Genomic DNA, 25,454 nt, shown 5'->3' with positions numbered 1-25,454 from the left:
TTCAAAGCGCAATATACGGGCCTGCTAAGTATGGATATGTAAAAGAGTTGGTTGGTGTAAAGTTTATAAGTGCTGGAAATGGTGCTATTCAAGCTGTAACCACTGCCGCGATTTTACTTGGAATAATCTTTTACACTGTTTTGTTTGAGATGCTATTATGGGATAATTTTGCTACAAAAGAGGATGTCTTACGTGTAATTGCGCCTCTTGGCTGGCTTTTAGTACTTGGTTCAGTTATTGAGTATTTCTTAGCCTCTAAACTGCCCAACAAGATGACAGAAGCAACCAAAAAAAAGTTTAATTTTAAGAGATATATAAAAGGCGAATATCTTAAAAAAAACATGATTATGATAATGAGAAAAAAAGAAACTTTTGATGCAATCATAGCACTTAGTCTTTTTTGGTCTATATCACAAGTTGTTTTAGCCATCTTTGGAGAGTATGCAAAGAGTGAGCTTGGTATTACAAATACTATAACCGTTCAAGGGCTTATGGCTCTTGCAGTTCTTGGCATAGTATTTGGCTCAATACTAGCAGCAAACCTATCAAAATACTATGTAAATATGGGCTTATCAGTGCTTAGCGCTTTAGGTATAACGGTAGTACTGTTTTTTATACCACATACTTCATCTACCTCTCTCTTAGCAGTAGAGTTTATCCTCTTTGGTCTCTTTAGTGGAGTCTTGATAGTTCCACTAAATGCAAAAATACAACTTCTCTCTTCAAATATACATCTAGGAACAGTCTTAGCTGGAAATAACTTTGTACAGACTCTTTTTATGTTTGTTTTTTTAATGCTTACAACTGTTTTTGCATACTTTGGAGTCGATGCAACTGCACTCTTTTATCTTATGATACTTGTTGGAATTTATTTGAGTGTTTTACTCTTTAAAAGATACTTTATTATGGGATTTTGGGCATTTTTTGAGCTTATTTTTAGAGTTAGATATAGATTTAATTATGTAGGACTTGAGAACATACAGCGAAGCGGAGCTATGATGCTTATAGGTAATCATGTAAGTTGGATAGATTGGTTTATTTTGCAACTTCCACTTGAGAAGAGGATTAATTATATAATTGATAAAGATATATATAAACATAAGTTTTTAAACTGGGGCTTTAAGTTAGCACAGCTTATCCCTGTATCACAAAGAGCATCAAAAGATTCGTTTGTTGAAACCTCAATAAAATTAAAAAATGGTAAAATTATAGCAATATTTCCAGAGGGTAAAATATCTAGAAATTCTGATGTATCAAAATTTTATCAAGGCTATAAATTTATTGATAGAGGCAGTAGCGTAATAGTTCCGTTTTATATCGATGGTGTTTTTGGTAGTATTTTTGCAAAGTATAAAGGCGATGCAAGAAGATGTTTTTTAAAAAAAAGAGAGATAACTCTTTATTTTGGAGAGCCAATAATTGGGGAAATAACCTCAGAAGAACTTAGAGAAAAAGTTATAAATTTAAAATGTTAATTAATCTGACGCTTTATGCGTCAAGCTTTAGTGCCATAGCGGCTAGCGTAGTCAATCAAAACGAGTTCTGATTGGCGTGATATTAGTAAAAAAGGATGTAGATTTGAGAACAACATTAATAATAGGTGCAGGCGGAGTAAGCCGAGTGGTTGTATATAAATGCGTACAAAACGCGGATGTTTTTGGCAAGATAGTACTAGCAAGTAGAACTCTTAAAAAGTGTCAAGATATAAAAGATGAGTTGCCAAATGCAAACATAGAGGTTGCTTCAGTAGATGCTGATAATACAGAGGAGCTTATAAAACTTATAAATTTACATAAGCCAAGTATTGTAATAAATGTTGCTCTTCCATATCAAGATTTAACTATTATGGATGCTTGTATCGCTACTAAAACACCATACTTGGATACTGCAAACTATGAACATCCAGATGAAGCAAAGTTTGAGTATAAGCTTCAATGGGCAAGAGATGAGAAGTTTAAAGAAGCTGGGATTATGGGACTACTCGGAAGTGGTTTTGACCCTGGGGCGACAAACGTTTTTTGTGCTTATGCGCAAAAACACTACTTTGATGAGATTCATACTATTGATATACTTGATTGTAATGCTGGAGATCATGGTTATGCGTTTGCAACAAACTTCAACCCTGAGATAAACCTTCGCGAAGTAAGTGCAAAAGGTAGGTATTGGGAAAACGGAAAGTGGATAGAGACTGAGCCGATGGAGATAATGCAGGTTTGGGATTATCCAGAAGTTGGAGAAAAAGATAGTTATTTGCTCTATCATGAAGAGATGGAATCACTCGTAAAGCATATAAAAGGGCTAAAGAGAATTAGATTTTTTATGACATTTGGACAGAGCTATCTAAAACATATGGAAGTTCTGCAAAATGTCGGAATGCTTGGAATTGAACCAATTGAACATAAGGGCATGAAAATAGTTCCTATTGAGTTTTTAAAAACACTTCTTCCAGACCCTGCATCACTTGGTCCTAGAACAAAAGGTAAAACAAATATAGGAATAGTAGCCGAGGGTATAAAAGATGGCAAAAAAAGAAAAATATATATCTATCAAGTAAAAGACCATGAAGAGTGCTTTGCTGAGACAAACTCTCAAGGAGTCTCATATACAACAGGTGTTCCTGCTATGATTGGTGCAAAACTTATGCTTAAGGGCATCTGGAGCGGAGTAGGGGTTTTCAATATGGAACAGATGGATCCAGATCCATTTATGGAGGAGATGAATACTCAGGGGCTTCCTTGGCAGATAAAAGAGTTTGAGGTTTAAATGAGCAAAGAAGAGCTTTCTACACCATACTATATGTGTGATGAGTCACTACTTAGAGCAAATCTTGAGATACTAGACTATGTGCAAAAAGAGAGTGGTGCTAAGGTTATTTTAGCACTCAAAGGCTTTGCAATGTGGAGTACATTCCCACTTGTAAAGCAGTACCTAAAAGGTTGTACATCTAGTGGGCTTCATGAAGCACTTTTAGCTAGGGAGGAGTTTGCACAAAATGATAAAAATCTTGAAGTTCATACTTACTCTCCAGCCTTTAAAGATGAAGATATCGATGAGATAGCTAAAATATCCAATCATATAGTTTTTAACTCTCCATCACAGCTCTTTAAATACTCTAAGAGAGTAAAAAAGATAAACCAAAAAATCAGTTTATCACTTAGAATAAACCCAGAGCAGTCATCATCTCCAAAAGATATATATAATCCATGTGGAGTTTATAGCCGTCTTGGAACTACCCTTGCAAACTTTGATGAGAAGGTTTTAGAGCATATTGATGGCCTTAACTTTCATGCGCTTTGTGAGCAAGATGTTGATGCCCTAGAAGATGTACTCAAAGCATTTGAAGAGAAATTCTCTAAATACTTTAAAAATCTAAAATATATAAACTTTGGTGGTGGACATCACATAACAAAAAAAGGTTATGATGTTGAGAGGCTCATAAAAATTATAAAAGATTTTAGAGCAAAATACAACGTTGATGTATATTTAGAACCAGGTGAAGCTGTTGGATGGGAAACTGGCGTACTTGTTAGCACAGTACTCGACATAGTTCATAATGGTATGGATATAGCTATTTTAGACACTTCTGCTGAGGCTCATATGCCTGATACTCTAGCTATGCCTTATCGCGCGATGGTTAGAGGAAGCGGCATGGTGGGAGAGAAAAAGTATACATATCGTTTTGGTGGAAATACATGCCTAGCAGGCGATATTATGGGTGATTACTCTTTTGATGAGCCACTCAAAGTGGGCGATAAAGTAATATTTGAAGATCAAATTCACTACACTTTTGTAAAAAACACGACATTCAACGGTATAAAGTTACCCTCATTAGTTATACTAAGAGAAGATAAAACTCTTGATGTTATAAAAGAGTTTGGATATCAAGACTATAGAAATAGATTATCATAAAGGATATTACATGCAAGAAGATAAAGTAAGATGGAATGAGAGATATTTAGAAAACCCAATGCCACAAACCGTTTCACCACTGCTAGAGAAATACATTGAACATGCAAAAGTTGGTCAAGCTATAGATATAGCTTGTGGAATGGGTAGAAATACTCACTATTTAGCAGATAAAGGTTTTATGGTTGATGCTATTGATATATCTGATCATGCGCTCAAATCTGTAAAAAATAGCTCGATGATAAACAAGATAAATACAGATTTAGACAAGTACAATCTAACTCCAAACAGATATGATTTAATTGTAAATATTAACTACCTAAATCGCCGTCTTGTCTCTCAGATGAAAGAAGCACTTAAGAGCGGTGGATTGTTAGTGTTTGAAACATTTATAGTGGCTCATGGTGACTTTAATATGCCAACAACAAACCTAGACTATCTTCTTAGAAAAAATGAGCTTTTACACTCTTTTATAGGACTTGATGTGATTTACTATGAAGAGAAGATAGACGTTAATCTAAGAGGCGAGAAAACTAAGATTGCATCAATAGTGGCTAAAAAGGCTTAGCCCTTTTAGCTCTTAAACTCATTAATTGTTGATTCAAGTGAGTTTGCCACTTCTAGCAGACGTTTAGACTCATCGGTTATGCTTATTACTCTCTCTTTATTCAAAGAGGAGTGATTACTTATCTCATTGATTTTTACAATTATCTCATCTGTATGTTTTACCATCATCTCAGAATCTTTAACTGAGCGTCTAGCTACTTCAAGCGAGTTTTTCATCTCATATGAAGTATCGTTAATCTTCTCCTCAACATTATGAGATATATTTGTAAGGTTCTGCATACCTTTTGCATTTTCATGCATCTTATCACTTACGTCATTTATAGACTGCACAATTGTACTGACACTCATCTCTATCTCCACAAGAGATCTTTGTGTTCTCTCTGCAAGCTTACGCACTTCATCTGCTACAACTGCAAAGCCTCGCCCATGCTCACCTGCACGTGCAGCTTCAATAGCCGCATTAAGAGCTAAGAGATTTGTCTGCTCAGCTATATCTTTAATCACAAGTAAAACACTTTTTACTTGATCAGCATCTAGTTTTAAATCAAGAAGCTTAAGTGAGAGTTCATTTTCAATCTCTATAAATGTATCTACTTCACGTACTAGCTCACTAAGTGTCTCTTTTGAAGACTCTAGATTTTTATCTGCTTGTAAAACTTTCTCTTGTGTCTCTCTTGCTACTAAGATTGAGTTATCTAAAATATCTTTAATAGATTTACTCTTATGAGTTGTTTCTTGTACAATAACGCTCTCTTCTTGAATAGTTGTAAATATAGAAGATGAAGATTTTGTGATTTTATCTGCAATAGCCACATTTTCATGTCCTAAATTTTTCACTTCATTTACAGTATCTTGAACAGTTTTTACAAAATCATTTACTGCATAAGCAGAAGCTGCAAACTCGTTTTTACGTAAAACTTCAATACGTCTTGTTAAATCCTTATCTCCATCAACAAGAGCTCTGATTCTTTTTCTTAACTCATCTATTGGAGTGATTACCTCTTTTTTAAAAAAGGTGTTTATAATCAATATAAAGAGGATAAAAACGGTACTAAGTGTTATAAGTAAAATGTTTTTTGTATCTTGTATCTCTTTGTCATTTGCATCAAGCGATACTACAAGGCTCATAACACCAAGAGCATCACCCTCTGCCGCATTTGCATGACATGCTATACATCTTTGTTCAGCTATCATTGGTTTTAAGAGCTGGATAGTGTGATGAGAGTTATCTGTTTTTTCAACTGTTTTTATTTGTTTGCTCTCAAGTACTTCTTTAACCATTGTATCAGTTGTAAAACTCTCATTATCTCTAGAATAAAGCTCTAGTGTTAGTTTTGATTTTGATATATCAAGTGATTCAATTCCATGTATTTTCTTTGCTTCTTGCACCGTATTTTGGACAACCTGCGGGTCGCCTGCTAACATACTTTGTGTAACAGTTTGAAAGATTGACTGGCTTAACATATCTAAAGATTTATTTGCAGTTTTGTTTGAAAAATCATTAAAAGTATAAGATATATAAAAGTACATTAAACCAACTGATAACGTTCCAAAAAGTAGTATAGTGATGAGAATACGAGATTTAATAGTAGATAACATTTAGTAACTCCATATTTAAATTATAAAAATAGTTTAACATAAGAATATTTTTGTTTAGCTTCAAAGGCCTTCTAAAAGTAGATACCAAAGTATATCAATATCATTATCGTTTAAAAAAAGAGTAGAGTGGTTGTTAAAAAGTTCAGTGATTGCACTTTTTTTTATAGCATGAGAGTGAGCGCAATTTTTATGAGTTGGTAAGTAGGCTCGAAGTAGTGAGACTTCATCCTCATCAATATGACCAGAACATAAAAAACACTCAAACTCTTTATGTAGTCTGCCTTCATGCTCAAGTAGTTTTACATATGATTCTATTGCTACTCTTTTTGGATTTTGTTTATTCCAATTTTGCGAAGCATTTTCTAGCAGATCAAAGTAAAATGAGTCAAGTTGTTCAGCATCTTTTAGGTGTTTATAAAAAAGAGCACAAAACTCTTGCCAAAGTTTTAATAGTTTATAGTTGTTTATCCATTTAAAACCTATATGAATAACATCTTTTAGCCTACTTATAGAACTTTTAGAAGAGGGCTCTTTTTCATAGTCAATCTTAAAGCCCAAGTTTATGACCCCATGCCTTGCACCATAAAATCTATATAGAGTGTCTAAATTTTCTCTTGATAAAACACTAACAATAAGGTCTTCATCTTTAACCTTATTTAGTGCTAAAATAAATCCTTGCATACGCTTACTTCTTTTATATTTACATCTCTTTTTTATTAAAAAATTATAGCATTTTTATATTTTTTAAACCTTCAAATTACAAAATACAACTATGATTTTTTAATAATATAATATCTTTAAATAAATCCAAACAAGGCTATAAAATGTAGAAAAATGGCTCTTGTTATTGACTCTAAAGGAGTGCTAATTTTCTTAATATTTATAGAATTCAAGCATTATTTTGGTATAATTCCCGTCATTATATATTGAAGGACATTTTTTGAATCTACTTAGCATTTTTTCTAGAAACACAGACAAAGATCAGCCTGTTAAAAGCGAGGCTCCAGCACACTGGGTAAAGTGTAAATCATGTCAATCTCTTATGTACTATAAAGAGGTAGAAAACCAAAAGCATGTATGTCCAAAGTGCGGCTACCATATTAGAATTGGTGTAAAAGAGAGAATAGAATTATTAGTAGATGAAGGTAGCTTTGTAGAGTATGACGATAATTTAAAACCTGTTGATCCACTTAACTTTACAGATAAGATATCTTACAAAAAAAGGCTTCAAGAAGCATACGTAAAAACAGGTAAAAATTCATCTGTTGTAAGTGGTGAGTGCAAAATGAATGGTGTAAGTGCTCAAATAGTTATATTTGATTTTGCTTTCATGGGTGGCTCACTTGGTTCTGTTGAGGGTGAAAAAATTGTTCGCGCAGTTGATCGTGCTATTGAGAAGAGACAAGGACTTATTATTCTTAGTGCAAGTGGTGGAGCTAGAATGCAAGAGAGTACTTTCTCTCTACTTCAGATGAGTAAAACTTCTGCAGCCTTAGCAAAACTAGCAAAACATAAACTTCTTTATATCTCTGTTTTAACTGACCCTACAATGGGAGGCGTTAGTGCCTCTTTTGCGACACTTGGAGATATCATCATAGCTGAGCCTGGCGCTCTTGTTGGTTTTGCTGGACAAAGAGTAATTGAGCAGACAATTGGCTCTGCTTTGCCAGATGGTTTTCAACGTGCAGAGTTTTTACTTGAAAAAGGTTCTATTGATATGATTGTAAATAGAAATGACCTTAAAAAAACACTCTCAGATCTGCTAACACTATTTAAAGTTGCGTAATGCAGCTTTATGCTCTTTGTGATCAAGATCTTTTAGATAAAAAAGGTCTTTTGCTCGAAGAATTTATCTCTATAGCCAAAGAAAAAAATGCAGAGATCATTCAGTATCGAAATAAAAATGCTGATATTGCATTTATCAAACAACAACTCATTAAAATTAGAAAAATATATGATGGTTTTTTAATCGTAAATGATGCTTATGAACTTATAGAGTTTTGCGATGGCGTTCATATGGGACAAGAAGATTTAATAAAGGTAGATAAAGATCTTTTTGTAGCAGTTAAAATTATTAGAGAAGTTATTAAAAAAGATAAGATTTTAGGTATCTCAACTCATAACGAGAAAGAGATTTTAGAAGCTAATGAGATGGACTTAAACTATATTGGTCTAGGTGCATATAGAAGTACAGATACAAAAAGTGACGTTACAACAGTTCTTGGCGAAAAACTAGACCATCTTGCGTCACTATCAAAACATTGTGTTGGAGCAATTGGTGGAGTAAAAGAGAGTGATGAATTTTCACATGTTACTTATCATGTGATAGGAAGCGGATTGATTTTGTGAATATAGAGATTCTATCAATTGCCAAAAAAGAGAAATCTATATATGATCCTCTTAATAAAGAGCTTATGAAGATGATTTCTCGCTTTGCAAAGATAGAAGATATAGAACTTTTTAATAAAGATGTAACAAAAGCGCACACTATCTCCGCAGAGGCCTCAAAAGAGGCTTATTCAAAACTTTTTGCACCGTATTTAGCTAAGAGTTTTAACGTTATATTGCATCCAGATGGACAATTAATTGATAGTTATGAATTTAGTAAGCTATTAGATGGTAGAATTGCGGTTAAATTTTTTATAGGCGGTGCCTACGGCTTTGAAGATGATTTCTTAAAGAAGGGTGATTCTATCATAAGTTTAGGGAATATTACTATGAGTCATAAAATTGCCAAAGTAGTTTTACTGGAGCAAATTTATAGGGGATTTTCAATTTTAAGTAATCACCCATATCATAAATAACAAGGAATAGATGTGCAAGAGAGCGAGTTAAAATATTTTAAAGAGATTCTTGAGAGTAAAAAAGAACAAATAATAAAAAATATTAGAGGTGTTAATGAAGAGTTGACACAATTAAGCTCTTTGGAGTTAAAAGATGAGGGCGATCACGCATCTGTAGATAATAGTTCAATGGTTGAGAGTGCAATTGTTCAACAACAAGAGCAAGAATTAAGAGAGATAAATGTTACGCTTGGAAAAATCGTAGTAGGTGATTATGGAATATGTGAGATGTGCGAAGATCCAATTGGTTTTCAAAGACTTAAAGTTAAGCCTCATGCGATATACTGCATAGATTGTAGAGAAATAGTAGAAAAATCTAGATAGGGAGTAGTTATGCATCTTAAAAAATACACGATAGCAGCATTTATATTAATAGTAGTAGTAGGTTGGTATGTTTACGCATTTATAACACAAGATAGCCTAAGTATTGAGCTTTTTGGAGTTACTCTGCCATCTTTGTCTATTGCTGTGTTAGTAGTTTTGCCAATGATTCTTTTATATATAGCAAGTTTACTTCATATGCTTTTTTATTCGCTAGTGGGAATGTTAAAGGTTCGTAAATATAAAAAAGATCATGAAGAAATGGTTGACTCTATCGTTGATGCATATTTAGCAAAAGAGAATCGCTCTCACTCATTTAAAACACCAAAATATAAACTCTTAGGTACTTTAGTCGATAATGCAACAGTTTCTCCAACAGCACAGTTTAACGCTGAAGTAGAAAATAAGAAAATAAATGATGTTCTAACTATAATAAATAATATAAAAAATGGTGAAATTGTTGATTTAAGAAAATATTCTCTTTTACCTTCAAATCCGTTTGCTATCCAAAATGATAGAAATAGATATAAAAAAGGTGTTTTAAGCGCTGAAGATATTTTAAGTTCTAAAAATAAATATGATATATCTTTACAAAAAGAAGTTTATATTGATTTTGTAAAAAAAGCATCGTTAAATGGGATTGAAAAGTATAAAAATGCACTTACTAAAGAAGCTATTTTTGAAATTTTATCTAGAATTAATGCAGATTCAAATACTTTAGTTATTTCTAATGAATCTTTAATCTCTCTTTGTAAAGATTTAAGTCTTTCATCAAAAGAGTACGTAGAGGCATCTAAAAAGTTATCTAAGTCAATGTTACCTGAGCAGAGAATGAAGCTTTTTGAAACATTGAGTAACGATAATGATTTAGCAATGGAAGCGTATCTATTTACGCTTTTTGATTTAGAGATGTTAACTCCTGCAAAAGACATACTAGATGTTTCTCAAGCTGGTGATTATCCACAGTTTAAAGCATATAGTTCACTTAAAGAGTGTGGTAAACACTTTGATATAAATCTTTTTATTTAGTATAAAATGATTGAAAAGAAACTAACTTTTGATAAGCCTATCTACGTTCTAGCACCTCTTGCTGGTTATACAGATTTACCATTTAGAAGTGTAGTTAAAAAATTTGGAGCAGATCTTACTGTTAGTGAGATGCTTAGCTCAAACGCCCTAGCTCACAATTCATCAAAAACATTATCAATGATAGAAAAAAGCCCCAATGAAGACCCTTATTCTGTTCAAATTGCTGGAGCCGAGGTAGATGTTATAAGAAGAGCCGTTGAGATACTAAATGAGCTCTCTGGCATAGATGTAATTGATTTAAATTGCGGATGCCCTGTTCCTAAAATTGTAGGACATGGAAGTGGAAGCTCACTTCTTTTAAATCTACCTCTTATGGGTGAGATTATAAGAACAATTAAAGACACATCAAACAAAAACCTCACAAGTGTTAAGATAAGACTTGGATTTGAGAAAAAAAACCATGTTGATATCGCAAAAATGGTTGAAGATAGTGGAGCTGATTTTATTGCAGTTCATGGAAGAACACGTGCTGGAAGATTTAAATCAGCAGTTGATTATGATGCGATAAGAGAGATAAAAGAGGCTATCAATATTCCAGTAATTGCAAATGGGGATATAGACTCATATGAAAAAGCAGAGTGGGTTTTAAAGCATACTGGCGCTGATGGTGTGATGATAGGTCGTGGTGCTATTGGCGCTCCTTGGATTTTTCATCAGCTAAAGCATGGCACTAAAGATATTGATGAGAGTATAAAACGCGTTATAATCATGGAACATTTTGATAAAATGATTGAGTTTCATGGTGCTCATGGCGTTGCTATGTTTAGAAAACATATGCATACTTACTCAAAAGGATATCGTGGAGCTTCAGTTTTAAGAGATAAAATAAATCATGTCTCAAAGCCTGATGAGTGTAGAGAATTAATAGAAAATTTTTTAAATAATAGTGAGATAGCTTGTTAAAAATCAGCAAATCAATTAAGACGTTAGATGAGAGTGATATAGGAGATAATCTACTTCACTATGATTATAATGTAAAGTATCTACTGGCACTTATAAGACGTGGAATTGCCAAAGATGATCAACACTATTTAAGCTCGTATCGCTCTTTTGAGGGTGAAGTTTTTGAAAACTATGTTTATGAAAAACTTCTTATGTACGCAGTAGAGAATGATGAGATAGAAAAGTTTGTCTTAAAAGGTTTTCATCAAGACAAGATAAAATCTCATGCAAATACACTCTCAATAAGTGAAAAACAGCAAATTGTTTATAGAACAAAAAGTAGAGAAATTAGCGAGTTTGATGCTATGTTTATCACAAAAAACAAAGAACTATATTTTGTTGAGATGACACTTGTAAAGTCTGTTTTAAAGCTTAGAAAAAGACTTAGAAAGAAAAAAGCTCTTTTAGAACTTATTTTTCCAGAGTATGAGATTAAATCACTTATTATTTTAAATGAGGGTGCTACTGGGGTTAGACAACTACCACCATATTGTAATGTTTGGCTGACAAATGAATTCTCAGCTAAAGCGGTGCTTGATTATATTGTAGATACAGATAGCAGAAAGCTTCAACCAAAAAAGAGAGTTAAATCACCTAAAATGATTGAGGCTCACTCACTTAAACTATTTCCATTTAGATATTACAATACAATTTCTTGGATTACAAAAACTATAAGAAGTCATAAAAAATATATCATTGATATGAATTTTTTAATGAGTCAAAAAGTGCAAAGATATCATGACTTATATAATAAATTCTATATAGGTTATATTGAAGTTGCATCTCTTAGAGATGAGTTAGGACTTGATAAAAGTTTTAAAGATAACCAGAGTATTGTGGTAGCGCTTGAGAAAAAACACTCTGATGAGATTACGCTAACTTACTATATACAACAAACTCGTAAAGTGCTATATCTTTACTCATATGATGAGTGCTCTAAAATAGTTAAAGAGAAAAAAGACCCATATGGCATTACCATAACAGAGGTTTACCATGTTACTAAGATGATGGATGAAAAATATAAGTTAAGTGTAGAGAATCTCTCTACAATTAAAAATCTTCTAAATGGTAAAGCGCAGCAAGAGGATTAAACCTCATAAGAGATTGAAGCTGCCTTTTCTTTATATATTCTAAGCGAGTCTTTATACTCTTCGTCATTATTCAAAAAATTATCAAGTTCTTTATGTCTGTTTTGCAAGATAGTTTCAAATTCACTCTCAGACGCAGGTTTATTGTCTGTAAATTTGTCTAAGAGTATATTGCTCTTTCCTATGAGTACAAGATAGCTCTGCTCACCAAAATCAAGCATAACTACACTGTTGTCACTGTCTAATGCTTTTTGAAATCTAATAGTTATGTTTGATGAGTTAGTTGGTTGTGTAACATCTTTTTTTTCTTGTGTTGTACTACTGCTCTCTTGAAAAAGCCAAGATGATTGTTTTTGTTTTGTTTGTGGCTGAGTAACTCTTCTTTTGATATAAAAAAGTGTTCCTATACCGAGTATGAGAATTGTAAGAACAATATAGTAGCTTTGTGATAAATCATCACCTTTTTTTGTTGGAAGGGAAGCAAACTCATCTTTTGAAACCTCTTTTTGCCCAGAGCTACCTTGTGCTACGGTTTCTTGCGTTGCAAAGCGAAGTCTAAGCCCATAAGAGTCAGATGTTTTTGAAGCTTGCAGTGTTACAGATGGCGGAACTTCTGCTACTATTTGAGTATACTCATCCATCGGTGTAATAGTAATTGAGCGTATATACTTTGATGAGAGCTGCTTAACCTTAGAAGATTCTATTGAAGCACCTTCAAGCTTTATAGTGATAATGGAGTTACTATTGTTTTGTTTTATAGTACCGCTATAAGGGGTATCAAAAGTTACCATAACATCTACTCTATCTGTTCTATCGTAGATGTTATAACTTAGTATTTTTGAAGCATTAAGCAAAAAAGGGATAGAAAAAAGTAGTAAAAATTTAATCATTGTTTCTCTCTTGAGAGGTGATATAAAACGGCGCTTGAGTCTAGGATTTCATTTATACGGATTGCGAGGTTTTTTTCATATACCATAACTTCGCCTCTGCCTAAAATACGTCCATTTACATATGATTCAACGCTCTCACCAGCTGGTTTTTTAAGGTCTATAATGGAACCTTTTTTTAGTTGTAGTATATCGCCTATGCTGAGCTCTGTCTCGCCTAAATCAGATACAAATTCAACTTCCATATCTAAAAGACCCGAATAGTCCATCCACGAAAGTTCGCTCTCTGGGTCAAAGACTTCTTCCTTTGCCCCATAGCCATGTTTTCTTTTTTTCAATTATATTTCCTTGATGGCAACAATCATCTCATCATTGCCAACTTTTATAGTTTTTGCTTCATTATACTCTATATCAAAAGCATCTATTTTTTCAAAACAAGGAGTAGCCATCGTGTACGAACACTCTGGCATATTTTGTGCAAGAACTTTAGCGCTTCCAACTATGAGGTTTGTAAGTTCAAGGACCATATCAACTAATGTCTCTTCATCACTCTCATCTTCTTCTAAAAGAATCGTTGTAACTCTTTGAGCAAAATTTGGTGATGCACCTATATAAACTCTATGTTTTTTACCACTAGTCATAGTTATGTCAACATAAGCAATTAGTGTTCTCATTTTATCCGTACACGCAACAACTTCATGTGTTTCTCTAATTTGATGTATACAGAAATTTTGGGAAGCTTCTATAATTATATTTAACATTTTATGCCCCTTAAGAGGGATGATTATACTTTATTGAATCTCAAAGTAAAATTAAACTATCTTATGTTTGATAAGTTGTGATAACTTTGATTTTGTATAAGATGATATAATTCCAAAAAAAGTTTTTAAAATGATTGAATTACTCCTTTTAGGCGTTGGCGTTGGTACTTTATCTGGCTTTTTTGGGATTGGTGGTGGAACTATTCTTGTTCCTCTTCTTCTGTTTTTAGGTTATCAAATAAAAGATGCTATTGGAATTTCAGTAGTGCAAATGGTTTTTAGCTCTATTTATGGAAGTTATTTAAACAATAAAAATAAAAATCTTGATGTTGCAATGGTTGTAACCATTGGAATTGGTGGGTTTTGTGGTGCATTTTTAAGTGGTTTTATAGTTTCTTATGTAAATGATAAAGTTTTAGAGCTTATTTTTTTAGCGTTTGCTTCATTTGCACTATTTAGACTATTTGCAAAGACGATTATAAATCAGACTCAAAAAAAAGTACATAGAGTAATTCTGTTTTTTATAGGGTTGGTTTTAGGTACATTGAGTATGTTGATTGGTGTTGGTGGTAGTATACTTTTAGTTCCAATACTAGTAGGTTTCTTACATGTAGACCTTAAGCGTGCTATATCAGCTGGACTCTTTTTTGTAGTCTTTTCTTCTGTTGCTGGTTTGATATCTCACTCTTTAAGTAGGGAGATAGATTTTTATAGCGGAGTTGTAATAGGTTTAGCTTCATTTGTTGGTGTATATATCGGTGTGCATCTTAAAGATAAGGTAGATGCTCTAGTTCAAAAGAGACTATTAGTGTTCTTTTATCTTTTAATAGTACTATATTTGGCACAGAGAATATTTTTTAGAGGGAATTAATTATATTATGAAAAACAGAGATATTATAAAAATTGTAGGTGCAAGAGAAAATAATTTAAAAAATATATCGCTTGAGATTCCAAAAAATCAGCTTGTTGTATTTACAGGCCTGAGCGGTAGTGGAAAATCAACTCTAGCGTTTGATACGCTCTACGCTGAGGGGCAGAGACGTTACATGGAGTCTCTCTCATCTTATGCAAGACAATTCTTAGACCGTGTAGGAAAACCTGATGTTGATAAGATAGAAGGACTTACTCCAGCTATCGCGATTGATCAAAAAACTACAAGTAAAAATCCTCGCTCAACTGTTGGAACAATTACTGAAATATATGACTATCTAAGACTTCTATATGCTCGTGTTGGGATTCAGCACTGCCATAAGTGTGGCAAAGTAATCTCTCAAATGAGTGCTTCAGATATTATAGGCGAGGTTGCAAAACTTCCAGAAGGTGCAAAACTTGTTCTTTTGGCTCCCATCGTAAATGAGAAAAAAGGCGCATACGCTGATGTTTTAGAGTCTCTTGTACATAAAGGTTATGTTCGTGCCATGATAGATGGCGTGATGGTAAGACTTGATGAAGAGATAGAGCTTAGTAAAACAAAAAAACATACTATAAAAGTTGTAATAGATAGAGTAGTGGTAAATAAAGAGAACAAAGAACGCATAGCAGCAGACGTTGAAAAAGCCCTAAAAGAGAGCTATGGTGAGCTTGAAGTTGAGATACTAAATCATGAGGAGCTTGGACTTAACCGTTCACATATGCACTACAGTGAACACAACGCATGTTTTGATTGTAAGGTTAGTTTTGAACCACTAGAGCCATTATCTTTCTCTTTTAACTCTCCAAAGGGTGCATGTAGAGAGTGTGATGGGCTGGGACTTCGTTATGCACTTGATCAAGATAAGATTGTAGATGTTGATTTGTCGGTTGAGAAGGGCGCTGTAAAGATAATCTATGGCTTTAACAAAGGTTACTATTTTACATTCTTAAAAGGCTTTTGCGCGCAAAATAAGATAAATACAACCATCCCTTATTCAGAGTTAGAAGAGCATCAGAAAAAAGCTATCTTGCATGGCGGCATAGATGAAGTTAGCTTTCTTTGGAAAAATCATGAAGTAAAGAGAGTTTGGCCGGGAATCATAAAAATAGCATACGATATGTTTAAAGATGAAAAAGAGTTGGCTGATTATATGAGTGAGAAGAAGTGTAGTATCTGCTCATCTCATAGATTAAAACAAGAGTCTTTAGCCGTTAAGGTCGCAGGTAAAGGAATTGCAGATGTTTTAGATATGCCAATCTCTAAAAGCTACGAGTGGTTTGAGAATAAAACAAATTTTGAGTATTTTACAGATCAAAGTGCTCAAATTTCTGCACCTATTTTAAATGAGATAAGGGAGAGACTCTACTTTTTGTTTGATGTAGGACTTGGCTATATAACGCTTGGCCGTGATGCTAGAACTATCAGTGGTGGAGAGGCGCAAAGAATCCGCATTGCTTCGCAGATAGGAAGTGGTTTAACTGGTGTTTTATATGTTCTTGATGAGCCAAGTATAGGGCTTCATGAGAGAGATACTCTTAAACTTATCCGAACTCTTAGAAGTCTTCAAGAAAAAGGAAACAGCGTAATTGTTGTTGAACATGACAAAGAGACTATCGAGAATGCTGATTTTATAGTAGATATTGGCCCTGGAGCTGGAAAGTTTGGTGGAGAAGTTGTTTTTGCAGGAACACTTGATAAGCTACAAAAGGCTAAAACACTCACAGCTGACTATCTTTATGGTAGAAAAAGGATAGAGTATTTTTACAGAAGGGCACAAGATAAATTTATAGAGATAAAAAATGTTACATTAAATAATATCAATAATTTAAGCGCGAAAATTCCACTAAACAACTTTGTCTGTATCACAGGAGTAAGCGGAAGTGGAAAAAGTTCTCTGATGCTTCAAACGCTTCTTCCAACGGCGAGAGAGCTTTTAAATCATGCAAGAAAAGTAAACAAAGTTGCAGGAGTGGAAATCAACGGACTTGAGAATGTAGATAAAGTAATCTACCTTGATCAAAGCCCAATAGGACGGACTCCACGCTCAAATCCAGCAACTTATACAGGACTTATGGATGAGATAAGAAATCTTTTTGAGCAGACAAAAGAGGCTCAAATTAGAGGTTATACAAGCTCAAGATTTAGCTTTAATGTTAGAGGTGGAAGGTGTGAGAAGTGTCAAGGCGAAGGCCAAAACAAGATAGAGATGCACTTTTTACCAGACATCATGGTCAAATGTGACGCATGTAATGGCAGTAGATACAATCAACAAACTCTAGAGGTTTACTACAAAGGTAAAAACATATCAGAAGTGCTAAACATGAGCGTTGAAGAGGCTTATGAGTTTTTTAAAGCGATACCAAAACTAAATCAAATCCTCTCAACTTTAGTTGATGTGGGCCTTGGTTACATTACTCTAGGACAAAACGCTGTAACACTCTCAGGCGGTGAAGCACAAAGAATTAAACTAAGTAAAGAGTTAAGCCGTAAAGATACAGGTAAAACACTATACATCCTTGATGAGCCAACAACAGGGCTTCATTTTGCAGACGTTGATAGACTGACAGGAGTTCTGCATAAGTTTGTAGAACTTGGAAATAGCGTCTTAATCATAGAGCATAACTTAGACATGATAAAAAATGCGGATTACATCATAGATATGGGGCCTGAGGGTGGAAGCGGAGGCGGTTTAATCATCGCTGAGGGAAGCCCTGAAGAGCTTGCTAAAAACTATAAAAAAACAGGTAGTTATACCGGAGAGTATCTTGCAAAAGAGCTTTTACTTCATAAACAAAAATAGTCATATTTAAGGAAAACAGTGGGTCAAATAAAACTTACAGAATATAGTCATGGGGCAGGGTGTGGATGTAAAATCTCGCCAATGCTTCTTGATGAGATTTTAAAAACAACTACGAAAATGCCTCTTTATCCAGAACTTTTAGTTGGAAATGAACATAAAGATGACGCAGCAGCGTTTGATTTGGGAGATGGCAAATCTGTGCTCTCTACAACAGACTTTTTTATGCCTATAGTAGATGACCCTTTTACATTTGGGCGTATTGCTGCTACAAACGCACTTAGTGATATCTATGCGATGGGTGGTCGTCCACTTATGGCTATCGCTATTTTTGGATGGCCTATTGATAAGCTCTCTGCTGATGTTGCAAAAGAGGTTATCGAAGGTGGTCGTGCAGTATGTTTGGAGAGTGGAATCCCTTTAGCTGGTGGTCACTCTATAGACTCTCCTGAGCCAATTTTTGGACTTGCTGTTACAGGGTTAGTTGACAATAAACATCTTATGAAAAATAGCTCTGCAACGGATGATTGTTATATATTTCTTACAAAACCTATCGGAATCGGAATCCTTACAACTGCGCAAAAACAAAAGAAGATAGAAGATGGGGACATTGACGTTGCCATTGAAGCTATGGTTACGTTAAATAAAGCAGGAGCTACTTTTGCTGCACTTGAGAGCGTTGTAACTATGACAGACGTTACAGGATTCGGTCTTTTGGGGCATCTTAGTGAAGTTTGCGAAGCAAGTGATGTAAGTGCGAAGATAAACTTTAAGAGTGTTCCACTTTTAAAAAATGTTGAGAAATACAGAGTGTTAGGGTGTATTCCTGGGGGTTCGCGTAAAAACTTTATGAGTTATGGTCATAAGATAAGTGCTATGAGCGATGAGCAAAAAGAAATACTTTGTGATGCACAAACTTCAGGCGGACTTTTGGTTTTTGTAAAAAAAAGTGGCGTAGAAGAGTTTTACAAAAGTGCTAAAGAGTTTGGTTTAAACCTTGAGCCAATAGGCGAGACGACTACAAAAGGCGAACATGTGATAGAGGTTATATAGTGAGTCTTTTGTTTGATGATTTTAAGTCCATTGTTCTAAATAAAACTCCACTTCTTGATGTTCGTGCACCAGTAGAGTTTAAAAAGGGTGCATTTTTAAATGCCATAAACTTACCTATCATGAACGATGAAGAGCGCCACTTGGTGGGAATATGCTACAAAAATCAAGGCAATAAAAAAGCTATAGAATTAGGACATACTTTAGTAAGTGCTGATATAAGAGAAGAGCGTATTGCTTCTTGGATAGATTTTATAGAGGCAAATCCTTCTGCACTACTTTACTGTTTTAGAGGCGGACAACGCTCTAGAATCTCTCAAGAGTGGCTGCGTGAGAGAGGAAAAAATATAGTACGACTCAAAGGTGGTTATAAAGCATTTAGAGCTTATCTAATAAATCAGATAAAAGAGTCAACTGAGCACTTTAAGCCCATAATACTAGGTGGGCGAACAGGCTCTGGAAAGACAATAGTGCTTGAGCGAATGAAAAACTCAATCGACCTTGAAGCTCTAGCAAATCATAGAGGCTCATCTTTTGGAAGTCAAATAAATCCTCAACCTATGCAGATAGATTTTGAAAATAATCTAGCATACGAATTGATTCAAAAGATAGAAGATGGTTATAAGACTCTAGTCTTTGAAGATGAGGGAAAACATATAGGTAACTCCTTTATGCCAGATAACCTTATCACCACAACTATAAATGCACCGCTTGTTATCCTTGAAGCACAAATGCAAGAGAGAGTTGACATAACACTTGATGAGTATGTAATCCAAGCTCAAGAAGCTTATATAAAAGCTGGTTTTGATTCTGCACTAGAAGAGTGGAGTAAGAACATACAAGATGCAATGAGTAGAATAACAAGACGTTTAGGAAGTGAAAAGTATACGAAGGTGTCTAGCATATTTGAGAGTGCGTTAAATGAGCAAAAAAGAAGTGGTTCATATGATGGATACAAAGAGTGGGTTAAGTTTCTTTTAGAGGAGTATTATGACCCTATGTATGATTATCAGATACAAAAACGCGCACATATGGTAACTTTTCGCGGAGATGCGCTAGAAGTTCAAAACTATATAGAAAAACTCTCTTCTATTTAAGAAGCTTTTTTACAATTATCCCCAAGATTAAACTTGGGGATAATATGACTAGTGGCTTGAACAACCGCCACCACAACAGCCATTGCTTGTTGAATCACTCATAGCTATTACAAAACTATCTCCAACTTCTTGAACTTTAAAGCTGTGCTTTCCACAAAATTCTTCATTCATAAAATCTCTCATCTCAATTGATTTCATAAGTGCATCATCTTTTGAATCCAACTCAATTCCATTTTTTAAATCACTTTTAACAAAACAACCACACTCTTTTTCTACAATAACTTTAAACATACTATTTCCTTATTTGATATTAATTATCGAATAATATCTCAAAGCGCTTCTTCTGTTCTTAGTTTTATATAGAGTAAAAAAAATTAAGAAAAAAGTAACATTTCTAAATAATATTTTTCTATTTAAGAAGCTTTATTACAGCATTTTTTATACTTTTTACCGCTTTGGCATGGACAGAGGATGTTTCGCTCTATTTTGGAGTTAAACAGTTTTCCATCTTTGTATAGCCAGATGTCATCTTCAAAGGTGAAGTTACTTCGCTCATGTTGTACGTGTAGTCCTTCGCTGTCCTCATAATAAGCTTTAAACTCAACTATATTTTTCTCTGCTTTTACTATCTCTAAACCTAACCAATTTACGCTTCTTGCATACTCTGCAATTAGAGCTATGTTATCTTCAAAGCGTGCCTCTTTAGATGCAGTGTTTACTATGTAATGTCCATCACCTAAAACATAAGCGCTATATCTGCTTCTCATTAACTCAAGTGCAGATGTGGCTTTTTTATCGCCGCTGAGAAATGGTTCGCAACACTCGCTAAACTCTTTTTTACTTTTGCAGTAACACTTCACAATAATCCTTTGATTTTATAAACAATTTATGTAGTGCTTTATTTTGGTTTGTTTATTAGTTTTGAAAGTATATAATCTTGCAAAATAAATAGAGGTAAAAGATGAATAAAACTTTTATAGATGTTATGGATTTTAGGCATGCGTGTAAACTTTTTGATGAAGATAAAAAAATAAGTGATGCGGATATTAGAGAGATTTTAGAAGCTGGTAGAAAATCACCGTCTTCCTTTGGTATGGAGCCGTGGAAGTTTTTAGTTATTACAAATAAAGAGTTAAAAGCAAAGATTCGACCATACTGCTGGAATCAACCGCAGATAACTTCATGCTCTCATTTAATCGTAATTTTAAGTGCAATAGAGAGCCTAAAAGTAGAATCTGGCATGCCTGAGATGAGATTTAAAAGAAGAGATATGCCACAAGAGAAGCTTGATAGTTATGTAGAACTTTATGCAAATCATCTAAAAAATACTCTCGATAGCGATGATAATATCTACTGTTGGAGTGCCAGACAGGCTTATATTGCAGCTGCAAATATGATGACATGCGCAGCAGCACTAAAGATAGACAGTTGCCCTATAGAGGGCTTTGATAGGGAAGAGTTACAAAATGTATTAGGCCTTGATATTAGTAAGTATCAGGTCGCTTTGGTTATCCCATTTGGCTATAGAGCAAATCCTCAATCATCTCAGCTCAGACTAGCGTTTGATGAAGTAGTAGAGTTTATAGATTAGAGTTTAAACTTTGCGATGATTGGGTTATGGTCTGAAATCTTTTTACTATCTACGACAGTTGAGCTTATAAGCTCAACACCTCTGTAAAATATATAATCAAGTGTATTTGAAAAAACTCTCTTTATATCTTTTTCATTACTAAAACCAACTTGCGTCAACTCTAAGGAGCTACTAAACTCTCTCAAATAAGCAACTCTCTTTGCATTCCACGTGTTAAAATCACCTGCAACTATCATAGCTCCTTGATGATTTTTTATAGTTACATGTAACGAATCAAGTTCATGTTTAAAAGCACTGCTTTTTACAAAGTTTATGGCGTGAAGATTTACTACAAGAAGAGTTTGATCATCTGAAGTTTTATGATGAGTTATAAGAGAAGTTTTATGGGTTGCGTAACGAAGTTCTTGCTTTTTGCTAAGAATAGCCTGCTCACTGTGACATGAGCTTTTAAATGCACTAAGAACTCCAAACATATGTTTTTTTGTCTCTATGTTTGGTGAGAGTACATATGAGTAGTCATGAAGTTCTAGCTCATGTGAGAGATGTTTTTTGACCTCTTGAAGTAACAAGATATCTAACTTATGCTCTTGTATGAGAGTGTCTACAAACTCTTTATAAGAACTTTTAAGTGTTAGTTTTGCAACATTCCAACAGAGAATACTAAAGTCTTCTTTTAGCTCACTTTCTTGATGTTTTAAAGATTTTATTATACTCTTTGGTTTAAACATTTTAATTCTCTTTAGAGTTGTGGAGAGAAGATTCGCATAAAATTTTCAAAAACTCTCCTTATAGCAGATACACTTTTTGCGCCTAGAGTAGACTCCTTTATAAGAGTATTGCTCAAAAATTCTATCTCTTTAATGATTGAATCATTATATACGAATGTTGCTACTTCATAGTTTAAAAAAAGGCTTCTGTTATCAAAGTTTGCACTTCCAAGAACAACACACTTGGCATCAAAGATGATTGCTTTTGCGTGAAGCATTGCTCCCTCATGTAGATAGATTTTAACTCCATTTTCTTCAAGCTCTCTCATATATGAGCCTCGAGCTAGATTTATGATAATGTGGTTTGCCTCTTTTGGCGTTATAAGATTTATCTCAACACCTTTATGTCTTGCGATGATTAGCGCTTCCATAAGAGAACCATTTGGAATAAAATATGGAGTTATTATGCATATTTTCTCTTTGGCCTCATAGATGTTAGAGAGAAGCATCTCATAAAAAACATCTCTTTGTGTATCTGGACCTGATGGGATAACTTGAAGTAGAAAATCACCACTCTCATGCTGATGTTGTATAGTTTTTAGCTTTTCTTTTGCAGCATAAAACCAATCAGATGCAAAAAGATGAAAGTACTCTTTGACAGATTTACCCTCAACCAAAAACATAAGGTCTCTCCATCGTTCTTTTGAGTACGATTCACCAATGTAATCATCAGAGAGATTCCCTCCAGTATTTAAAGCTATCTTATTATCAAAAATATACAACTTTCTGTGGTTTCTAAGATTGATATAGTTTCTAAAAGGCATTTGAAAGATAGGCATAAAAAACTCAATTTTTGCTCCAGCTTCTCTTAACTCTTTGAGTCTATACTGTGTAAAATATAGATATATAGAACCTAGAGAATCTACAAGGATTTTTATCTCTACACCCTCTTTAGCGCGAGATATTAGGGCTTTGATTATCTCTTTTGTGGTTTTGTCATACTCAAATATAAAAGTGCTGATATATATAGAACTCTTTGCCCCATTTATAGAGTCTAAAAGCACTTTATATGCCTTGGTTGAATCTGTGTATAGTTTAAAATGTTTATTTGCTAAAGGAGAGTTAAAATCTTGATTTTCTAATAAAAGAGTGGTTTTTTTATATCTATTTTTTCTTTTTCTTAGTCCTATTATAAAGTAAAGTGGCATTGCTACATAAGGTATAACGATGATTGATAAAATCCAAGCGATGATTGCACTAGGAGGGCGTCTATGGTATAGCATGTGAACTAATACCACGAAACTGAGTAAAGAGCCAAGAACTATAAAGCTGTGGTATAAAATAATCTCTTGTTTCATAAATAGATTATAGCATCCTATGCTACAAAGTTTTATGGGTAGTTATATTAAATTAAGATTATTAAAATAGGTAAATAAAATAGTAGAAATTAGAATCTAAAAAAATATTAGTATAATTGCAAAAAAAGAATTAAAGGTTACTAATTATGTCAACATATATTTTTGGTCATACAAATCCAGACTCTGACTCAATCGTTGGGTCAATCTCTTTAACATATCTAAAAAACAAGCTAGGCGAAGATTGTATAGCAACACGTCAAGGCGAAATCTCTCCAGAGACAGAGTTTATACTTAACAAATTTGGAGTAGATGCTCCTGAGCTTAAAACGTCTTATGCTGGTGAGAAGGTTTATATAATTGACTTTTCAGATTTAGCACAAGCTCCAAAAGATATCAAAGAAGCAACAATTTTAGGCATAGTAGATCATCATAAACTAGGCGATATCACGACTGATACGCCATTAGAGTGTTGGATTCGCCCAATTGGGTGTTCAAACACTATCGTAAAAGAGATGTATGATCACTATAAAGTAGAAATCCCAAAAGATATAGCAGGGATGATGATGTGCGCTATACTTAGTGATACAGTGATTTTTAAATCTCCTACATGTACAAAAGTGGATACAAAAGCTGTAAAAGAGCTATCTGCTATCTGTGGGATTGAGGATTATAAAGCTCTTGCTATGGAGATGTTTATAGCAAAGTCTGCAGTTGAGGGTGCTAGTGCTAGAAACCTAAATACAAGAGATTATAAAGCTTTTGATATGAATGGAACTAGAGTTGGAGTAGGGCAACTTGAAATGGTTGATATATCGGTGTTAGAGAGTAGAATTGGTGAGCTCTTTGATGATATGAAACTAATGAAAGAAGAGGATGGGCTTCATACGATACTTATGCTCTTAACTGATATCATGAAAGAGGGCTCACAACTATTAGTGCTCAGCGATGATATAAGCAAGGTAGAAGCTGCATTTAACATCAAGCTTCATGATAACCAAGCTTGGCTAGATGGAGTGCTTAGTCGTAAGAAACAAGTTATCCCATTCCTACAACCACAATTTTAAATATCTATAACTCTTCTACTTTACAAGGTCTAGCTAAAAAGAAGCCTTGGAAGTAGTTGCATCCAAGCTCTTTTAAGATTTCAAACTGCTCTTTAGTCTCTACACCCTCAGCAATAACTTCAAAATTAAACTCTTCAGCAAACATAATTATAGTTCTAACAATTGCTTTATCTGAGCTATTTTGGTTTAATCCAAAAACAAATGATTGATCTATCTTTAGTTCATCAATCTTTAAATTTTTCAAGTATGATAGATTTGAATAACCTGTTCCAAAATCATCAATAGAAGTTGAGATACCAAAGTCTTTTAAATCATTAATTTTACCTATAGCTTGTTCTTTGTTTTCTATCAAAACGCCCTCAGTGAGTTCTATCCTTAACTTTAGAGGGTCAATGTTTTTAGAAGTTATTAGTTTTTTTAACTTATCTACAAAGTCATTATCTCTAAATTGCAGTGGACTTACATTTACAGAGATTCTCCACTCTTTTTTTATCTCATCGCTTTGCCAAAGAAGGAGTTGGTTTGTTGCGGATTCTAGTACAAATGCACCAATCTCTTTTATAACTCCAGACTCCTCTGCTATAGGTATAAACTCCGCAGGTGATACAGATCCAAGAATAGGGTGGTTCCATCTCATAAGAGCTTCAACGCCAACAACATTTTCATCTTTATCAAACTGCTTTTGATAGTTTAAGTAGAGCTCATTTTTTAAGATTGACTCTTTTAAATATTGGAGCATTTGAGATTTTTGTTTTGTCATTTTTTGAAGAGATTCATTATAAAAACGTATGGTATTTTTTCCATCCCTCTTAGCAGTCATCATCGCATACTCTGCTTTATCCAATAGATTATGTGTAGATGAATTTTCTAAGAA

Annotated in this window: 27 protein-coding genes; 17 read left to right on the top strand and 10 right to left on the bottom strand. The window is 33.9% G+C overall.

All coding sequences use genetic code 11. From position 1 onward, the window contains the following. The 4 genes from PHI38_RS03990 to PHI38_RS03975 all read left to right on the top strand — a co-directional run. On the top strand, positions 1 to 1,475 hold a 1,475-nt coding region (locus PHI38_RS03990), incomplete at its 5' end, for an MFS transporter (RefSeq protein ID WP_299853089.1). 103 nt (positions 1,476 to 1,578) lie between these two features. Then, positions 1,579 to 2,763, top strand: a complete 1,185-nt coding sequence (locus tag PHI38_RS03985) for a saccharopine dehydrogenase family protein (protein WP_299853087.1) — start codon at positions 1,579 to 1,581, stop codon at positions 2,761 to 2,763. Then, complete coding sequence (nspC, locus tag PHI38_RS03980) at positions 2,764 to 3,909, top strand: carboxynorspermidine decarboxylase (RefSeq protein WP_299853085.1); 1,146 nt, start codon at positions 2,764 to 2,766, stop codon at positions 3,907 to 3,909. A gap of 10 nt (positions 3,910 to 3,919) precedes the next feature. Continuing rightward, a complete protein-coding gene (locus tag PHI38_RS03975) occupies positions 3,920 to 4,474 on the top strand; it encodes a methyltransferase domain-containing protein (protein ID WP_299853083.1) in 555 nt (184 codons plus the stop codon). Positions 4,475 to 4,479: 5 nt separating this feature from the next. On the opposite strand, the gene PHI38_RS03970 is transcribed toward PHI38_RS03975, so the two are convergent. Next, complete coding sequence (locus PHI38_RS03970) at positions 4,480 to 6,072, bottom strand: methyl-accepting chemotaxis protein (RefSeq protein ID WP_299853081.1); 1,593 nt, start codon at positions 6,070 to 6,072, stop codon at positions 4,480 to 4,482. 60 nt (positions 6,073 to 6,132) lie between these two features. Beyond that, positions 6,133 to 6,753: a recombination protein RecO gene (gene recO / locus PHI38_RS03965; RefSeq protein ID WP_299853079.1), complete on the bottom strand. Its 621-nt coding sequence runs from the start codon at positions 6,751 to 6,753 to the stop codon at positions 6,133 to 6,135. Positions 6,754 to 7,012: 259 nt separating this feature from the next. Between recO and accD the strand changes: the two genes are divergently transcribed. Genes accD through PHI38_RS03930 form a run of 7 tightly spaced genes read left to right on the top strand, consistent with a single transcriptional unit; the run spans position 7,013 to position 12,358 of the window. Further along, entirely contained in the window at positions 7,013 to 7,858 is an 846-nt protein-coding gene (gene accD / locus PHI38_RS03960; RefSeq protein ID WP_299853077.1) for an acetyl-CoA carboxylase, carboxyltransferase subunit beta, read from the top strand. Beyond that, on the top strand, positions 7,858 to 8,421 hold the full coding sequence (locus PHI38_RS03955) for a thiamine phosphate synthase (protein ID WP_299853076.1): 564 nt from the start codon (positions 7,858 to 7,860) through the stop codon (positions 8,419 to 8,421). The genes accD and PHI38_RS03955 overlap by 1 nt, the downstream gene beginning before the upstream one ends. Continuing rightward, entirely contained in the window at positions 8,418 to 8,876 is a 459-nt protein-coding gene (locus tag PHI38_RS03950) for a 23S rRNA (pseudouridine(1915)-N(3))-methyltransferase RlmH (RefSeq protein WP_299853074.1), read from the top strand. The genes PHI38_RS03955 and PHI38_RS03950 overlap by 4 nt, the downstream gene beginning before the upstream one ends. Positions 8,877 to 8,888: 12 nt before the next feature. Then, a complete protein-coding gene (dksA, locus tag PHI38_RS03945) occupies positions 8,889 to 9,239 on the top strand; it encodes an RNA polymerase-binding protein DksA (protein WP_299853072.1) in 351 nt (116 codons plus the stop codon). 9 nt (positions 9,240 to 9,248) lie between these two features. Continuing rightward, positions 9,249 to 10,265 (top strand): hypothetical protein, encoded by a 1,017-nt coding sequence (locus tag PHI38_RS03940; RefSeq protein WP_299853070.1) that lies wholly within the window; start codon positions 9,249 to 9,251, stop codon positions 10,263 to 10,265. 6 nt (positions 10,266 to 10,271) lie between these two features. Then, the gene (gene dusB, locus PHI38_RS03935) at positions 10,272 to 11,228 is read left to right on the top strand and encodes a tRNA dihydrouridine synthase DusB (protein WP_299853068.1); all 957 of its coding nucleotides are present in this window, start codon (positions 10,272 to 10,274) and stop codon (positions 11,226 to 11,228) included. Next, complete coding sequence (locus tag PHI38_RS03930; protein WP_299853066.1) at positions 11,222 to 12,358, top strand: hypothetical protein; 1,137 nt, start codon at positions 11,222 to 11,224, stop codon at positions 12,356 to 12,358. Before dusB ends, PHI38_RS03930 begins: the two co-directional genes overlap by 7 nt. Here the strand turns inward: PHI38_RS03930 and PHI38_RS03925 are convergent. The 3 genes from PHI38_RS03925 to PHI38_RS03915 are packed head-to-tail and all read right to left on the bottom strand — an operon-like array spanning position 12,355 to position 14,003. Beyond that, positions 12,355 to 13,245 (bottom strand): hypothetical protein, encoded by an 891-nt coding sequence (locus tag PHI38_RS03925; protein WP_299853064.1) that lies wholly within the window; start codon positions 13,243 to 13,245, stop codon positions 12,355 to 12,357. The two genes, PHI38_RS03930 and PHI38_RS03925, sit on opposite strands and share 4 nt — an antisense overlap. Next, entirely contained in the window at positions 13,242 to 13,580 is a 339-nt protein-coding gene (gene fliN, locus PHI38_RS03920) for a flagellar motor switch protein FliN (protein ID WP_299853062.1), read from the bottom strand. Before fliN ends, PHI38_RS03925 begins: the two co-directional genes overlap by 4 nt. Beyond that, positions 13,581 to 14,003, bottom strand: coding sequence for a chemotaxis protein CheX (locus PHI38_RS03915; RefSeq protein ID WP_299853060.1), 423 nt, complete (start codon positions 14,001 to 14,003; stop codon positions 13,581 to 13,583). Positions 14,004 to 14,133: 130 nt separating this feature from the next. Between PHI38_RS03915 and PHI38_RS03910 the strand changes: the two genes are divergently transcribed. The 4 genes from PHI38_RS03910 to mnmH are packed head-to-tail and all read left to right on the top strand — an operon-like array spanning position 14,134 to position 19,860. Continuing rightward, the gene (locus tag PHI38_RS03910) at positions 14,134 to 14,874 is read left to right on the top strand and encodes a sulfite exporter TauE/SafE family protein (RefSeq protein WP_299853058.1); all 741 of its coding nucleotides are present in this window, start codon (positions 14,134 to 14,136) and stop codon (positions 14,872 to 14,874) included. 7 nt (positions 14,875 to 14,881) lie between these two features. Beyond that, positions 14,882 to 17,716 (top strand): excinuclease ABC subunit UvrA, encoded by a 2,835-nt coding sequence (uvrA, locus tag PHI38_RS03905; RefSeq protein WP_299853056.1) that lies wholly within the window; start codon positions 14,882 to 14,884, stop codon positions 17,714 to 17,716. A gap of 18 nt (positions 17,717 to 17,734) precedes the next feature. Continuing rightward, complete coding sequence (selD, locus tag PHI38_RS03900; protein WP_299853054.1) at positions 17,735 to 18,766, top strand: selenide, water dikinase SelD; 1,032 nt, start codon at positions 17,735 to 17,737, stop codon at positions 18,764 to 18,766. Continuing rightward, complete coding sequence (gene mnmH / locus PHI38_RS03895; protein ID WP_299853052.1) at positions 18,766 to 19,860, top strand: tRNA 2-selenouridine(34) synthase MnmH; 1,095 nt, start codon at positions 18,766 to 18,768, stop codon at positions 19,858 to 19,860. Before selD ends, mnmH begins: the two co-directional genes overlap by 1 nt. Positions 19,861 to 19,908: 48 nt before the next feature. On the opposite strand, the gene PHI38_RS03890 is transcribed toward mnmH, so the two are convergent. Together PHI38_RS03890 and PHI38_RS03885 are read right to left on the bottom strand one after the other, a co-directional pair. Further along, positions 19,909 to 20,151, bottom strand: coding sequence for a hypothetical protein (locus PHI38_RS03890; RefSeq protein WP_299853050.1), 243 nt, complete (start codon positions 20,149 to 20,151; stop codon positions 19,909 to 19,911). Between the two features lie 122 nt (positions 20,152 to 20,273). Next, on the bottom strand, positions 20,274 to 20,720 hold the full coding sequence (locus PHI38_RS03885) for a YchJ family metal-binding protein (protein ID WP_299853049.1): 447 nt from the start codon (positions 20,718 to 20,720) through the stop codon (positions 20,274 to 20,276). A gap of 101 nt (positions 20,721 to 20,821) precedes the next feature. Between PHI38_RS03885 and PHI38_RS03880 the strand changes: the two genes are divergently transcribed. Beyond that, positions 20,822 to 21,451: an NAD(P)H-dependent oxidoreductase gene (locus PHI38_RS03880; protein ID WP_299853047.1), complete on the top strand. Its 630-nt coding sequence runs from the start codon at positions 20,822 to 20,824 to the stop codon at positions 21,449 to 21,451. On the opposite strand, the gene PHI38_RS03875 is transcribed toward PHI38_RS03880, so the two are convergent. Next, positions 21,448 to 22,179, bottom strand: coding sequence for an endonuclease/exonuclease/phosphatase family protein (locus PHI38_RS03875; RefSeq protein WP_299853045.1), 732 nt, complete (start codon positions 22,177 to 22,179; stop codon positions 21,448 to 21,450). The genes PHI38_RS03880 and PHI38_RS03875 overlap by 4 nt on opposite strands. 11 nt (positions 22,180 to 22,190) lie before the next feature. After that, on the bottom strand, positions 22,191 to 23,516 hold the full coding sequence (locus PHI38_RS03870) for a phospholipase D-like domain-containing protein (protein ID WP_299853043.1): 1,326 nt from the start codon (positions 23,514 to 23,516) through the stop codon (positions 22,191 to 22,193). A 146-nt stretch (positions 23,517 to 23,662) separates the two neighbouring features. Here PHI38_RS03870 and PHI38_RS03865 point away from each other — a divergent pair, with 146 nt between their 5' ends. Continuing rightward, a complete protein-coding gene (locus PHI38_RS03865) occupies positions 23,663 to 24,580 on the top strand; it encodes a manganese-dependent inorganic pyrophosphatase (RefSeq protein WP_299853041.1) in 918 nt (305 codons plus the stop codon). A 4-nt stretch (positions 24,581 to 24,584) separates the two neighbouring features. Here PHI38_RS03865 and PHI38_RS03860 read toward each other — a convergent pair. Continuing rightward, the coding region (locus PHI38_RS03860) for a bifunctional diguanylate cyclase/phosphodiesterase (protein ID WP_299853039.1) at positions 24,585 to 25,454 on the bottom strand (870 nt) is incomplete at its 5' end.

Origin of the sequence: Sulfurimonas sp., from assembly GCF_028694895.1 — a bacterium.
In the GTDB taxonomy this organism is placed as follows: domain Bacteria; phylum Campylobacterota; class Campylobacteria; order Campylobacterales; family Sulfurimonadaceae; genus Sulfurimonas.
The sequence above is the reverse complement of the archived record's forward strand: the minus strand, read 5'-3'. Positions and strand labels throughout refer to the sequence as shown.